Genomic DNA, 14474 nt, shown 5'->3' on the forward strand with positions numbered 1-14474 from the left:
AAGGTAAATGCAATGAACGGAACAATTCTAGTTGCAGACGATGATGCAGCCATTCGCACCGTGCTTAGTCAGGCATTGTCGCGTGCTGGCTATGATGTTCGCTTAACGTCAAATGCCTCAACTTTATGGCGATGGGTGGCTGAAGGTGAAGGTGACTGCGTGATCAGTGATGTGGTTATGCCGGATGAAAATCTATTTGATCTTCTGCCGCGCATGAAGAAAATGCGTCCAGATCTGCCTGTTATTGTCATGAGTGCGCAAAACACATTTATGACGGCGATCAGAGCTTCTGAAAACGGTGCTTATGAATATCTTCCAAAGCCGTTCGACCTTGTCGTACTCACTGCGATTATTGAGCGTGCGCTACAGGAAGCGCGGCGCAAACCGACTGATAGCAAGAGTGCTGCAGCAGAAAAAGATGAAGCCATGCCGCTTGTTGGCCGCTCGCCAGCGATGCAGGAAATATACCGCGTTTTGGCGCGCATGATGCAGTCTGATCTAACGGTTTTAATCAATGGCGAATCAGGAACTGGCAAAGAATTGGTTGCGCGTGCGCTGCATGAATATGGCAAGCGCAAAAAGGGCCCTTTTGTTGCGATCAATATGGCGGCTATCCCGCGTGATTTGATTGAGTCTGAGCTATTTGGTCATGAAAAGGGGGCGTTCACTGGCGCCCATAGCCGCGCGACAGGCCGGTTTGAACAAGCCGAAAATGGCACTCTGTTCCTTGATGAAATCGGTGACATGCCGATGGATGCGCAAACGCGTTTGTTGCGTGTGCTTCAGCAAGGCGAATATACGACGGTTGGCGGGCGCACACCGATTAAAACAAATGTGCGTATTGTGACCGCGACGAATAAAGAGCTGCGTAGCCTTATCAATCAAGGTTTGTTTCGCGAAGACTTATATTATCGCTTGAATGTTGTTCCGCTGCGCATACCGCCTTTGCGTGAACGTGTTCAGGATATTCCTGATCTGGTCAGCCATTTCTTGAAGAAAGTTCAAGAAGAGGGACTTGAAGAGAAGGTGTTGCTACCCGATGCGATCGCAGCACTTTTGCATCATTCGTGGCCGGGTAATGTGCGTGAACTTGAAAATCTGGTGCGCAGATTGGCAGCGTTATATCCGCAAGATGAAATAACGGCCGATATCATTTCATCTGAACTTCAAGACCCTGACAATGATAATTTGCCAGATATCGGCAATGCTGAAAACGGTAAAGACATCACAATCGCCCAAGCGGTTGAGTTGAATATGCAAAAATACTTCAATTCATTCGGCGATGGTTTGCCGCCGCCTGGACTGTATCACAGGCTTCTTTCCGAACTGGAATATCCGTTGTTAATGGCAACATTGACCGCAACGCGGGGGAACCAGATTAAAGCTGCGGATATTTTAGGCTTAAATAGGAACACGCTTCGCAAGAAAATCCGCGATTTAGGCGTTAGTGTTTTTAAAGGCCAATAAATGCGTTAAATAAAGTCTGGGAGTGGTCATTTATGTTGCAAAATAGCCACATTCTGTTGCACAATCGCCTCAGTATCACAGGGCTGGATTGAATCGCTAAATGGTCTCTCTCGACAAGGAAATGATGACACCGGTTGCCGGTCTTGCTCCGGGCAGGGCTGTGTTGCGTTACGGCTTCATTCTGGTGTTTGCGGCGGTTATTGTTGCGATTGCCTCTTTCGTTATTCTTATTGGTCTGACACCTATTCTGCCAGATGACACCGTCGCAATTACGGCTGTTATTATTAATGGTATGTTTGTTGCGGGTCTGCTGCTGCTTATCGGTATCGAACTAAAGCGCATTAAGGATGCGCGTCGTTACGGCCATGCGGGTGCGCGTTTGCATGTGCGTATCGTCACACTTTTCTCGATTATTGCTGCCGCGCCAGCTTTGGCCGTTGCTATTGTGGCAGCCATTACCTTGGATCTCGGTTTGGATCGATGGTTTGAAATCCGCACACGGACAATCGTGGAATCATCCAAAGAAGTCGCGGAAAGCTATATCAACGAAAATGCAATCAATTTGCGCGATGCCTCAATCAATATGGCGTTTTCGCTGGATAATCAGGTGCGCCTATTTAGGCTAGATCAACGCGGTTTTCGTAATTTTTTGACACAGCAAGCCAAAGGGCGCGGCATGTTGGGCGCATCGGTTGTGCGGCCTGATGGTAGGGTCATTCACAGCGCAGATATTGAAACAAGTCAGCCTTTGCCATTGCCGCCAGAAGATGCACTTGAGACAGCGAAAGATGGTGCGCCAGTGATTATTCCGCCCGGCGTGACCAATCTAGTGGGCGCGCTAATTATGTTGCGCGATATAGATAATGCAATGCTTTATACCGTGCGAAGCGTTGATGCTGATGCGCTTAATGCTGTTCGGTTGATGGAACAGAACAGACTGGAATACAGTAACCTTGAAGGTAACCGTCCGGTACTACAGCTTGCTTTTGCTATTCTTTATTTTGGGCTGACGCTGATCATGCTGCTTTCTGCAATATGGACCGGCATCGCTGTTGCGAACCGTATTGTGCGCCCGATTCGTCAATTGATCACAGCTTCTGATGAAGTGGCTGGCGGGAATCTTGAAGTGCGGGTGCCTGTTCGTGCCAGCGACGGCGATGTGGCGCATCTGGGCGAAACATTCAATGATATGATTGTTCAGCTCAAGACCCAGCGTAATGACCTTTTGACAGCGCGCGATACAATTGATGAACGCCGACGGTTCTCAGAGGCTGTTCTTTCTGGCGTGTCTGCGGGTGTTCTTGGCGTGAACCGTGCGGGGGTGGTGCATGTTGCCAATAGTTCGGCCGCTCAAATTCTCGTTGGCAATAATCAGGACATTATTGGCCGCCCGCTGAGTGATATTTCACCAGCGCTAGCTGATTCTTATGCGGACATGGTTTCAAATGACCGTGATGATCTTCGCAGGCAGGTGACTTTCATTGATGGCGCGGGACGTGAGCGCGTGCTCAATGTGCAACTGACACTTGAGCAAGAGCCTGCGGGCAGCGCAGAACATGGGCGTTCCGTCACAGATGTTTTAACGATTGATGATATTTCCGACCTCATGGAAGCGCAGCGCTCAAGCGCTTGGGCCGATGTCGCTCGGCGTATTGCCCATGAAATTAAAAACCCATTGACGCCTATTCAGCTTTCCGCAGAGCGTATACGCCGCCGGTTTGGCAAACAAATTGCTGATGAGGACCGAAAAGTTTTTGACCAATGTACAGATACGATCATTAGGCAGGTTGGTGATATTGGCCGTATGGTCGATGAGTTTTCATCATTCGCGCGCATGCCAAAACCTGTCATGGAAATGCAGGATTTGCGGACTGTTATCAAAGAAGCTGCTTTTTTAGTTGAAGTTAGCCGCAATGAAATCAAATTTGACCATGATTTGGGTGCAGAACCTTTAAAATGCCTGCTCGATGATCGTCTGGTTGGGCAGGCTATTGGTAATGTCATCAAGAATGCATCTGAAGCTGTTGAAAGCCGGATTTTTGAAGGACGGCTGGGTGATGAGCAGGGTCATATTTTGATCCGTGCTTATGGGGCAAGTGATCAGTGGATTCATCTGGATGTGACCGATAATGGGCGCGGATTTCCAAAAGCCAATCGCCAACGCTTGCTTGAGCCTTATATGACCACCCGAGAAAAAGGGACGGGGCTTGGTTTGGCAATCGTGCGGAAAATTATGGAAGATCATAATGGGCGATTAGAGCTTCATGATGCGCCGCTTGAGCACCATGAAGGAACGGGTGCCATGGTGCGCATGATCTTCCCAAAAAGCGAAGCTGTGTTTGATGAACAGGGCGAAAATATAACAGATAAAAACACGACAAGTGTGGAGAATTCAGTATGAAAGCAGATATTCTCATCGTCGATGATGAAGCTGACATCCGTGATATCGTATCAGGTATTTTGGAAGATGAAGGGCATGAGACGCGGACCGCTTATGATAGTGACAGTGCACTGGCGGCAATTTCTGACCGTGTGCCGCGCTTAGTTTTTCTTGATATTTGGATGCAGGGCAGCAAGCTGGACGGACTTGGATTGCTTGACGAAATTCAAGCGATGCACCCCGGGCTTCCGGTTGTCATGATTTCAGGTCACGGCAATATTGAAACGGCTGTGTCTGCAATTCGGCGCGGTGCATTCGATTATATTGAAAAGCCATTTAAGGTGGATCGCCTTATTCTGGTTACGGAGCGGGCGCTTGAAACAAGCTCAATGCGCCGCGAAATTTCCGAACTTAAAAAGCGATCTTCTGACTCTGAAGAGCTGCTTGGTAATTCTGCCGCGATGATGAATTTGCGCCAAAGCATTGACCGTGTCGCGCCAACCAATAGCCGTGTGCTTATCAAAGGACCAACAGGCGCAGGAAAAGAGCTTGTCGCACGGGCAATCCATGCTGCTTCATCGCGCGCTAGAAGTTCGTTTGTGTCGATTAATGCGGCTGCGATTACACCAAGCCGGATGGAAATTGAGCTGTTTGGTACAGAACCAGATGGTACGGAGCGAAAAGTTGGCGCATTAGAGCAAGCGCATGGCGGTATACTTTATCTTGATGAAATCGCTGATATGCCGCTTGAAACGCAGTCTAAAATCTTGCGCGTTCTTGTGGAGCAAGAGTTTGAGAGGGTAGGCGGTGTCAGGCGCGTTAAAGTGGATGTGCGTATTATTTCATCGACTGCTTTTGATTTGGAAGCATTGATTGAAGAGGGCAAATTCCGCCGCGATTTGTTTAACCGGCTGGCTGTTGTGCCTATCGAAGTGCCGCCATTAACCGCGCGGCGCGAGGATATTGATGTTCTTGTTCAAGCTTTTATGAAGCAAATATCAGCTCAGACAGGTATTCGGACGAAAATCATTGATGATGATGCGATGGCTGTTTTGCAAGCGCATTCTTGGCCGGGTAATATTCGTCAATTGCGCAACACCATTGAGCGGATCATGATTTTGACTCGCGATGAAAGCGATGAAATTCCGATCACTGTCGGTAAATTACCTGCGGAACTCAGTGATAATTTACCCAAGGCGCCAACTGAGTCAGATACACACATTATGTCATTACCGCTGCGCGAAGCACGCGAGCGCTTTGAACGTGATTATTTGTTGGCCCAAATATCGCGTTTTGGCGGTAATATTTCACGGACGGCTGAATTTATTGGTATGGAGCGCTCTGCACTACACCGTAAACTGAAGTCTTTAGGAGTTTAAACGCCCATGCGGGTTATTATTTGTGGCGCTGGACAGGTCGGTTACGGTATCGCGGAACGATTGGCAGCCGAGGACAATGATGTTTCTGTTATTGATACGTCTGCAGCGTTAATTCAGCGTGTGCGTGATACGCTCGATGTGCGCGGCTTTGTTGGGCATGGCGGCCATCCGGATGTGTTGGCTGCAGCTGGTGCTGACGAAGCTGAAATGATCATTGCGGTTACGCTGTATGATGAAGTGAATATGATTGCTTGTCAGGTTGCACACTCGCTTTTCGATGTGCCAACGAAGATCGCCCGTATTCGTGCGCAATCATATCTTCAAGACCAGTACCGTGACATGTTCAGCCGCGATAATCTTCCGATTGACGTGATCATTTCGCCAGAGCGTGAAGTGGGCGAAGTCGTGTTGAAACGCATCGCTCTACCCGGTGCAACGGACGTTGTTCAGTTTGCCGATGACAATGTCACTATGATGGCGATTGAGTGCCGCGAAGATTGTCCCGTTATTAATACGCCGCTTAGCCAGTTGAGCGAACTTTTCCCTGATCTTGGCGCAACGGTTACCGGTGTGTGGCGTAATGATAAGCTTTTCATTGCCAAATCAAGCGACCAACTATTTGCAGGTGATCTTGTCTATGTGATTTCTGTCAAAGGACAGGTGCGCAGAACGCTTGCACTGTTTGGCCACCAAGAAACACAGGCGCGCCGCATTGTATTTGCAGGCGGCGGTAATATCGGCCTTTATGCTGCTTCCCGTTTGGAAAAGTCGGCCATTAAAGCCAATTTGAAGATTATTGAGGCAAACCGCACCCGCGCGGTTGATGTTGCTGACCAATTGCTTCGCACCATCGTGCTACATGGCAGTGCACTTGACCAGCAGATTTTGCGCGAAGCAGATGTGCAAGATGCCGATCTTATGGTTGCGCTTACCAATGACGATCAGGTCAATGTTTTATCGTCGGTAATGGCCAAAAGATTGGGCTGTAAATCAACGATGACTTTGATCAATGATTTGTCATATCAAAACTTTACAGCGGCGCTTGGTATTGATGCGCAAATTAATCCGCGTGCCGTAACCATATCGCGCGTTTTACAACATATGCGCCGTGGCCGTATCCGTCAGGTACATTCTGTTCAAAAAGGTCAGGCGGAAGTCATCGAAGCGCAAGCTTTGGAAACGTCGCCGCTGGTTGGCAAACCCTTGCGGGACCAAGATCTGCCTGAAGATGTGCGCATCGGTGCAATTTACCGCGATGGCGTTGTCATCAAACCGGACGGTGACACAATCGTAAAGGCAAATGACCGTGTTGTCATGTTTGCCAAAACTACTGCTGTGAAGAGTGTCGAGCAGTTGTTCCGCGTAAGTCTTGAGTTTTTCTAAGCCCTTGGAAGGGAAATAAAATGTCGCGTATTGCTTATGTCAATGGATGCTATGTGCCGCATAACCAAGCGGCTGTGCATATTGAAGATCGTGGCTATCAGTTTGCTGATGGCGTATATGAAGTGTGTGAAATTGCGGATGGTTATATCATTGATATGACACGGCATCTTGCGCGTCTTAACCGCTCTTTGAGCGAGCTTCAAATGGCGTGGCCGGTCGACAAAAAAGCCTTCGTGCGGATCGTCAAGGAAGTGGTTATACGCAACCGCGTGCGCAATGGTCTTGTCTATATTCAGGTCAGCCGCGGTGTGGCTAAGCGCGACCATGTTTTTCCGGCATCTAGCGTTAAGTCGGCGCTGGTTATCACAGCGCGCAGTAGCGACCCTGCGCAAGCAGATTTAAAAACTAAAAATGGCGTTGGGGTTATCACTGTTCCAGAAAATCGCTGGGACCGTGTTGATATTAAAACGGTTGGTCTGCTGCCCAATGTTTTGGCAAAGCAAAAAGCAAAAGAGCAGGGCGCTGCTGAGGCATGGTTTGTCGATGAAGATGGCATGGTGAAAGAGGGTAGCTCCACAAATGCGTGGATCGTCACTCAAGATGGAACGCTAGTGACGCGTCCTGCAGATCATGGCATTTTGCGCGGGATTACCAGAACAACAGCCATCGATGCAGCGGAAAAACTAGGCTTAAAAGTCGAGGAGCGCCACTTTTCTGTGGATGAAGCAAAAAATGCACGCGAAGCATTTATCACGGCTGCGACAACAATATTAATTCCTGTTGTATCTATTGACGGTGATTCTGTTGCAAATGGGCATGCAGGCTCAATAACTGAGCAGCTACGCATTCAGTTTCGTATCGAGGCAGAAAAAACATCTGTCTATAGGTAATGCAGTAGGCAGTTTTTTCTAATAAAGGTCTGCAATTGACGTTGACGTACTGGTTATAATTGAAAATATGCTTATACATGGGCACCTTGAGGTTACGAGTTTGATTGCAAGCTCATTTTACACGGTAAGAAAATGGCAGATAGATCACAAAACTTACAGGACCAGTTTTTAAATTCGGTCCGAAAGCAAAAAATTTCACTGACAATTTTCCTCGTAAACGGCGTAAAGTTGACAGGTGTTGTTACCTCATTTGATAATTTCTGCGTTCTGTTGCGTCGTGATGGTCATGCGCAGCTTGTTTATAAGCATGCCATTTCAACAATCATGCCGGGTCAGCCTGTGCAAATGTTTGAAAGTGAAACGGCTAATCAAGGCGACGAATAATCGGCTTCACATTTGATGATATTGATGGCGACGATGACGACGCCAAAGGACCTCGCGGATCAATCGATCACGCGGTGGAGCCAACACGCGCAATTGTCATTGCGCCGGATATCAGTCAGAGAAATCAGGCAAAATCTACTTTTGCAAGCGGTGCTATCGAGCGTAGCGCTGCTGAAAGACTGGTCGAAGCGGAAGGTTTAGCGCTCGCGATCGATCTGGTTATTGCGCATTCTGCTGTCATTAATGTTGCAAAACCACGCCCCGCAACCTTGCTTGGGTCTGGTAAAGTCATTGAATTAGCGGAAATCGTAAAGGCTGAAAACGCGAAATTGGTCGTCATTGACCATGCGTTGACACCTGTTCAGCAGCGTAACCTTGAAAAAGAGCTGCATGCTAAAGTGGTTGACCGTACAGGTCTTATTTTAGAAATTTTTGGCCGCCGTGCGCGAACAAAAGAAGGCTCCTTGCAAGTTGAGCTCGCGCATCTGAATTATCAGCGTGGCCGTTTGGTCCGCTCATGGACACACTTGGAGCGTCAACGTGGTGGTGCTGGCTTTTTGGGTGGCCCGGGTGAAACGCAGATTGAGGCTGATAGACGGCTTCTGCGCGATAAAATTAAAAGCCTTGAGGTTGAGCTTGAAGCTGTGCGCCGCACGCGCACGCTTCACCGTGCCAAACGCAAAAAAATACCGCTGCCTGTTGTTGCTTTTGTTGGTTATACCAATGCGGGAAAATCCACGCTTTTCAATCGTTTAACCGGCGCAGATGTTCACGCAGAAGATATGTTGTTTGCAACGCTAGACCCAACATTGCGGCGCGTTCAATTGCCTGGTGGTACGTGGATTATTTTGTCCGATACGGTGGGCTTTATTTCCGATTTGCCAACACACCTCGTTGCGGCCTTCCGTGCGACGCTTGAAGAAGTGCAGGAGGCAAATCTCGTGCTGCATGTTCATGATGCCGCCGATAGCGCTGTATCCGCTCAGGCCGATGATGTGCGGCAGGTTCTGAAAGATTTGGAAATTGCTCCTGAAGACACATCTCACATCATTGAAGTGTGGAACAAGATTGATGCTCTTCTGCCTGAAGACCGTGAAGCGATACAAAAACGCTTGGTTCCGAGTAAAGGCGATACGCTCAATCAAGTTGCGGTGAGTGCGCTTGATGGTACGGGACTGCCGGATTTACTCGCGCTTATTGAACAAAAAATTGCTGGATCGCTTGTTTCACGCACTGTAGAAATTTCACCTGACCATTTTGCCGACGTTGCTTGGCTTTATGAAAATGGCATTGTGCGCGGCCGTGAAGCGCTTGACGATGGTATGATTGTTGTGCGTGTGGATTTGACGCCTGAAAACTCTGAAGCCTATGATCGAAGGACTAAAGGTTAGGATATGGCTGCGCAAGAAATCGAATTTCCTGAGTTTTTTGATAGTCTTGATGAAATTTCGCCGCCATGTGCTGCGACCTCTCTCATCGGCCATGAAACGGCGATGGAACAGATATTTTCAGCAATAACTGGCGGTCATCACGCATTGATATTGGATGGTGAGCAGGGGATAGGGAAGGCGAGCGCTGCCTTTCTTACTGCAAATGCTGTGCTTGGAAATGTGCCGCTTGATGATGTTCAAGCACTTTATCAATGCGATGAAAACACAGGCACATATCGCCAGATTGCACAGAACGTGCATCCCAATATGCTCTATTTAACCCGCCCTAAAAAAGATGATGGCAAGGGATTTAAGACGGTTATTACTGTTGATGAAGTGCGCCGTTTGCAGCGCTTCCTCGGCATGACGTCTTCGGCTGGTGATAAGCGTATTATCATTATCGACAGTCTTGGCGATATGAATCGCAACGCTGCCAATGCTGTTCTGAAATTACTTGAAGAACCACCTGTAAATACATTGTTTTTACTTGTTTGTCATGGCTTGGGTGGAATCTTGCCAACCATACGCTCGCGGTGCCAAGTGGTGCGGTTTCAACCGCTTGATAATGAGCAGGTAAAAACGGTTTTAAATGTTGTTGCGGGTACACTTCTTGATTCAGATCAGATTCCGCAGCTTACTGCCTTGTCCGGTGGCTCTGTCCGTCATGCGTTGTTAATGGCGCTTAATGGCGGGTTGGAGCTGAAAGAGAATCTCGATCTGTTTTTAACGTCAGTGCAGTTTGATACGGCACGCGCGCATAAACTTGCAGAAGTTGCAGGAGCGCGGGGCAGTGATACACATAATATTTTGCTACGCCAGATGATGTTTGAGTCCATTCAGCAAGCGGCGATACAGGCTGCTCATAATGGCAATGTTCACCGTGCTGCGCAGATTGCACGGTTTGACGAAGAGTTTGGCGAGCGCGCACGTATGGCCGATGGTTTTAACCTCGACCGCAAGCAAGAATTTCTCATCATGGCCAACAAGGTTCATGCTTTGCTGCATACGGCGTAGTTTAGCGCCTAACCCATGATTTGAGCGCTATTGCCGTGTTGATGTGAGGACTGCGTCAAATATCTCGAAAAATTTGAACAAGTTGCAATTTCAATTCGGGACAATTTGTTCTAAAGCTCCGCTACAAATTTCAATACGATCAGATTGTAGCTTATGAGCGATAAATTCTTCATCACGACGCCAATTTTCTATCCAAACGGTGTTCCGCATATCGGCCACGCCTATACTGCGATTGCCACGGATGTTCTCGCACGTTTCCAGCGCCTTGACGGTAAAGATACCTTCATGTTGACCGGCACGGATGAACACGGGCAAAAAATGCAGCGTACAGCAGAAGAGCGCGGAATTACGCCGCTGCAATTGGCTGATGAAAATGCTGCTGTATTTCAAAAGATGGTTGAGACATTTGGCTGTTCGCACCGTGAATTTATTCGCACGACCGAAGACCGTCATGCCAAGGCCGCACAAGCGCTTTGGAAAAAGATGGAAGCCAATGGTGATATCTATTTAGACACTTATGGCGGCTGGTATTCTGTTCGTCAGGAAGCCTATTTCGACGAAGCTGAAACTACGGTCGGCGAAGATGGTGTGCGCCGCGAGCCGCTTGGCTCTGAAGTTGAGTGGGTGGAAGAGGAAAGCTATTATTTCAAGCTTTCTGCCTATGGTGACAAACTAATAGAATATTACGAAAAGCATCCTGATTTTATTGCGCCGCCTGAGCGCCGCAATGAGGTGATGAGTTTCGTTAAAGGTGGTTTGCGTGATTTGTCTGTTTCGCGCACGACATTTGATTGGGGCATTCCTGTTCCAGGCAATGACGATCATGTCATGTATGTTTGGGTTGATGCGCTGACCAACTATATTACAGCAGCAGGTTATCCGGACGAGCAGGGCGCTGATTGGAGCTATTGGCCTGCGACCCATATTATCGGCAAGGATATTATTCGTTTTCACGCCGTTTATTGGCCTGCATTCTTAATGTCGGCAGGTATTGAATTGCCGAAACGAATTTACGCGCATGGCTTTCTTTTCAGCAAAGGTGAAAAGATGTCGAAATCAGTTGGCAACGTGATTGATCCGTTCGAACTGGTTGATGAATTCGGTCTCGATAAAGTCCGCTATTTCTTCATGCGAGAAGTGCCGTTCGGCAATGATGGTTCCTATAGCAATGATGCGATCATTACGCGCACCAATGCTGATCTTGCTAATGGTCTTGGTAATTTGGCACAGCGTTCATTGTCTATGATTGCTAAAAACCTCGATGGTGTTTTGCCAGAGCCAGGCGCTTTACAGCCTGAAGACAAGGCATTGATCGGCCTATGTGTGCCAGCTTTGGAAACAGCGCGTGCAGCGATGGACAAACAGCAAATACACAAAGCTCTCGAAGCTGTTTTTGATGTTGTTACCGCTGGTGATCGCTATGTCGATACAATGGCGCCGTGGGGCCTTAAAAAGACCGATCCTGAACGTATGGCGACAGTACTTTATACGGTTGCAGAAACGGTACGCCGCATTGCCATTATGTGTCAGCCAATCATGCCGGAATCAGCCGGTAAATTGCTCGATCTTGTGGCTGTGCCAAACGATCAACGTAATTTCTCTAATATAGAAGACGCACTTGTTGGCGGCATATCATTGCCAAAACCGGAAGGTGTTTTCCCGCGCTATGTGGAGACAAAAGCCTGATGCCTGCACTCGTTGACAGTCATTGCCATTTGAACTTCCTCGACTTTGCACCAGAGCTAGATGCGGTTGTTGAGCGTGCACGTAGCGCTGGTTTGGTGCGTATGGTGACCATATCCACGCGTGTGCATGAGTTTGATAAGATACGCGCCATTGCTGATGCTTATGACGATGTGTACTGCTCGGTTGGCACACATCCGCACAATGCCGATGAAGAGCTAGACGTGATGACGAGCGATCTCGTGGCGCATGCTGCGCACCCCAAAGTTGTTGCGATTGGCGAGGCGGGGCTTGATTATTTTTACGACAATGCACCTGTTGAAGCGCAAAAGATTGGCCTTATTCGCCATATAGATGCAGCACGTGAAACCGGATTGCCTTTGGTTATTCATGCGCGTGCGGCTGATGATGATATGATGCAAATCTTGCGTGATGAAACCGCTAAAAATGGTGCGTTTCCGTTTGTTCTTCATTGCTTCTCATCGGGCAAAGCGCTTGCCGAATGCGGTGTTGAACTTGGCGGTTATGTATCGTTTTCAGGTATTTTGACATTCAAAAACAGCCAAGAAATTCGCGATATCGCCAAAGACATTCCGCTTGACCGCATGCTTGTAGAAACCGATGCGCCTTATCTTGCGCCGCCGCCACACCGTGGTCAGCGTAATGAGCCAGCCTTCGTCGTTAATACAGCCAAAGTGCTCGCTGAAACGCTGGATGTGCCTTTTGAGGCCATCGCTCAGCAAACGACGTCAAATTTCTATAATTTATTTTCCAAGGTGCCACGTCACGATGGTTGATAAAGACGCAAGATTGCAAGTGACCATCTTAGGATGCGGTTCATCGCCAGGCGTGCCGCGCCTTAATGGTGATTGGGGCAACTGCGATCCAAATAACACTAAAAACAATCGTTTGCGCGCTGCGGCTCTTATTGAGAGAATTGCGGAAAATGGCGATAAAACAGTTGTTTGCGTCGATACTGGCCCTGATTTTCGTGCGCAGATGATTGCGGCCCAAGTTCAGCAATTGGATGGGGTTGTTTATACGCACGCGCATGCAGACCATGTGCACGGTATTGATGATTTGCGCACATTTGTGATCATGCAAAAACAACGCATGAATATTTACGCTGATGATTTGACGGCTGAACGATTGCGCGATGGTTTTGCCTATTGTTTTGAGACGCCTATTGGCAGTTCTTATCCGCCAATTTTGCACCCGCACCGGATTGAACATGATGTGGCATTTACAATAGATGGAGCAGGGGGCGCATTAGAGTTTGTACCGCTTGTGCAGCAGCATGGCAGCATTCATTCTTTGGGGTTTCGAATAGGTGACTTTGCCTATTGTTCCGACGTGTCCGCTTTTCCAGAAGCAACGCTTGAAAAAATGACTGGTCTTGATGTGTTGATCGTCGATGCCTTGCAATATCGTGAGCACCCAAGCCATTTATCGCTGGAACAAAGTTTGCAGATTATCGAGCGTTTAAAGCCTAAACGCGCATATTTAACGCATATGCATATTCCGCTGGACTATGAAACTGTGCTGCGCGAAACGCCGGATAATGTAGAGCCTTGTTATGATGGGTTGATCATAAAAACATCATAACGCGTTGATTTTCCTAGTATTTGATGGGAATATTTTCGTATGCCGTTCATTGGATCAGCTTTTGCCGGCCATTTGAGAACGACACGCTTTTGCGCATGTTTTAGCGCAACTTGCATTAATTCGACAGCATCGTCATCGGTCCCAACGATTTCGCGAACTTGGCGCAGCTCACGCTTGACCAGAGCCGAGTTTTTACGCGGAGGATGCATCGGATCGATTAAAATAGACTCACATTTTAGCTCAGGCAAAACGTCTTTAGCATCTCCTTTAATAAGCGTCATACGGCCAATAATGTCTCGGAACTCACCACCTTCTTTCAATGCGCGTTCCATGCCTTGAGCCAATAAAGCGTGCATTTCTTGCGAGCGTTCAATCATTGTAACGTGCGCGCCGAGCGACGCTAACAAGAATGAGTCACGGCCCAAACCAGCCGTTGCATCGACAATTGTGGGTGTAATGCCAGAACGGAAACCCATTGCTTTGGGCAGATCCTGTTTTCGTCCGCCGCCAAAACGAAGCCGATGAGCGACAGCGCCACTGACGAAATCTACCTGCAACTCTCCAATATTCTGCGTCATATGTGGCTTATCGCTATTTTCGTATGCTTCAAATTAGCCAATGACTTAACCCATTTGATGCAAATTCCAATTGCTTTTCTATATGTCGTGTTGATTAAAGTGAGGTTTGGAGCTTGTGTATATGCGTTACCTATCCAAGATAGATATACATATTAGTTCCATAATCTATCTTATGCGACAGTTGTATGTAGTGGCAACTTACAGATGCGACAGTTCAGCAAGGTAGACATGCGACACTCCAAGGCTTCCCTTTTGAGAAGTTTTGCAGGACCAACGCATGG

General features: G+C 48.0%; 12 protein-coding genes. 11 read left to right on the forward strand and 1 reads right to left on the reverse strand.

The window, feature by feature from the left end; translation table 11 throughout:
- Positions 1 to 12 precede the first annotated feature (12 nt).
- From ntrC to N530_RS0117080, 11 genes are all read left to right on the forward strand, one after another.
- Positions 13 to 1467: a nitrogen regulation protein NR(I) gene (ntrC, locus tag N530_RS0117030; protein ID WP_026481698.1), complete on the forward strand. Its 1455-nt coding sequence runs from the start codon at positions 13 to 15 to the stop codon at positions 1465 to 1467.
- A 100-nt stretch (positions 1468 to 1567) separates the two neighbouring features.
- A complete protein-coding gene (locus N530_RS18500) occupies positions 1568 to 3868 on the forward strand; it encodes a PAS domain-containing sensor histidine kinase (RefSeq protein ID WP_051541033.1) in 2301 nt (766 codons plus the stop codon).
- A complete protein-coding gene (locus N530_RS0117040; RefSeq protein WP_026481699.1) occupies positions 3865 to 5226 on the forward strand; it encodes a sigma-54 dependent transcriptional regulator in 1362 nt (453 codons plus the stop codon). Before N530_RS18500 ends, N530_RS0117040 begins: the two co-directional genes overlap by 4 nt.
- A gap of 6 nt (positions 5227 to 5232) precedes the next feature.
- The gene (trkA, locus tag N530_RS0117045; protein WP_026481700.1) at positions 5233 to 6609 is read left to right on the forward strand and encodes a Trk system potassium transporter TrkA; all 1377 of its coding nucleotides are present in this window, start codon (positions 5233 to 5235) and stop codon (positions 6607 to 6609) included.
- A 20-nt stretch (positions 6610 to 6629) separates the two neighbouring features.
- The gene (locus N530_RS0117050; RefSeq protein ID WP_026481701.1) at positions 6630 to 7499 is read left to right on the forward strand and encodes a D-amino-acid transaminase; all 870 of its coding nucleotides are present in this window, start codon (positions 6630 to 6632) and stop codon (positions 7497 to 7499) included.
- A gap of 132 nt (positions 7500 to 7631) precedes the next feature.
- Positions 7632 to 7883 carry an RNA chaperone Hfq gene (gene hfq, locus N530_RS0117055; protein WP_018687876.1) on the forward strand — a complete coding sequence of 84 codons (252 nt, stop codon included), beginning with the start codon at positions 7632 to 7634 and terminating at the stop codon, positions 7881 to 7883.
- Between the two features lie 74 nt (positions 7884 to 7957).
- The gene (gene hflX, locus N530_RS0117060) at positions 7958 to 9274 is read left to right on the forward strand and encodes a GTPase HflX (RefSeq protein ID WP_035267336.1); all 1317 of its coding nucleotides are present in this window, start codon (positions 7958 to 7960) and stop codon (positions 9272 to 9274) included.
- A 3-nt stretch (positions 9275 to 9277) separates the two neighbouring features.
- The gene (locus N530_RS0117065) at positions 9278 to 10327 is read left to right on the forward strand and encodes a DNA polymerase III subunit delta' (RefSeq protein ID WP_026481703.1); all 1050 of its coding nucleotides are present in this window, start codon (positions 9278 to 9280) and stop codon (positions 10325 to 10327) included.
- A 153-nt stretch (positions 10328 to 10480) separates the two neighbouring features.
- Positions 10481 to 12013, forward strand: coding sequence for a methionine--tRNA ligase (metG, locus tag N530_RS0117070; protein WP_026481704.1), 1533 nt, complete (start codon positions 10481 to 10483; stop codon positions 12011 to 12013).
- Positions 12013 to 12807 (forward strand): TatD family hydrolase, encoded by a 795-nt coding sequence (locus N530_RS0117075; protein WP_026481705.1) that lies wholly within the window; start codon positions 12013 to 12015, stop codon positions 12805 to 12807. The genes metG and N530_RS0117075 overlap by 1 nt, the downstream gene beginning before the upstream one ends.
- Positions 12800 to 13615, forward strand: coding sequence for an MBL fold metallo-hydrolase (locus tag N530_RS0117080; protein ID WP_026481706.1), 816 nt, complete (start codon positions 12800 to 12802; stop codon positions 13613 to 13615). Before N530_RS0117075 ends, N530_RS0117080 begins: the two co-directional genes overlap by 8 nt.
- Here N530_RS0117080 and N530_RS0117085 read toward each other — a convergent pair.
- Positions 13585 to 14193: a class I SAM-dependent methyltransferase gene (locus tag N530_RS0117085; protein ID WP_026481707.1), complete on the reverse strand. Its 609-nt coding sequence runs from the start codon at positions 14191 to 14193 to the stop codon at positions 13585 to 13587. The genes N530_RS0117080 and N530_RS0117085 overlap by 31 nt on opposite strands.
- Between the last annotated feature and the right edge of the window lie 281 nt (positions 14194 to 14474).

The sequence above is a fragment of the Ahrensia sp. 13_GOM-1096m genome, from assembly GCF_000620605.1.
Classification (GTDB): Bacteria; Pseudomonadota; Alphaproteobacteria; order Rhizobiales; family Rhizobiaceae; genus Ahrensia; species Ahrensia kielensis.

Coding starts and splice junctions, on each gene's coding strand:
- hfq (WP_018687876.1), top strand. CDS start 7,632: ATGGCAGATAGATCACAAAACTTACAGGACCAGTTTTTAAATTCGGTC.
- N530_RS0117065 (WP_026481703.1), top strand. CDS start 9,278: ATGGCTGCGCAAGAAATCGAATTTCCTGAGTTTTTTGATAGTCTTGAT.
- N530_RS0117050 (WP_026481701.1), top strand. CDS start 6,630: ATGTCGCGTATTGCTTATGTCAATGGATGCTATGTGCCGCATAACCAA.
- N530_RS0117085 (WP_026481707.1), bottom strand. CDS start 14,193: ATGACGCAGAATATTGGAGAGTTGCAGGTAGATTTCGTCAGTGGCGCT.
- ntrC (WP_026481698.1), top strand. CDS start 13: ATGAACGGAACAATTCTAGTTGCAGACGATGATGCAGCCATTCGCACC.
- N530_RS0117040 (WP_026481699.1), top strand. CDS start 3,865: ATGAAAGCAGATATTCTCATCGTCGATGATGAAGCTGACATCCGTGAT.
- N530_RS0117080 (WP_026481706.1), top strand. CDS start 12,800: ATGGTTGATAAAGACGCAAGATTGCAAGTGACCATCTTAGGATGCGGT.
- N530_RS18500 (WP_051541033.1), top strand. CDS start 1,568: ATGGTCTCTCTCGACAAGGAAATGATGACACCGGTTGCCGGTCTTGCT.
- N530_RS0117075 (WP_026481705.1), top strand. CDS start 12,013: ATGCCTGCACTCGTTGACAGTCATTGCCATTTGAACTTCCTCGACTTT.
- metG (WP_026481704.1), top strand. CDS start 10,481: ATGAGCGATAAATTCTTCATCACGACGCCAATTTTCTATCCAAACGGT.
- trkA (WP_026481700.1), top strand. CDS start 5,233: ATGCGGGTTATTATTTGTGGCGCTGGACAGGTCGGTTACGGTATCGCG.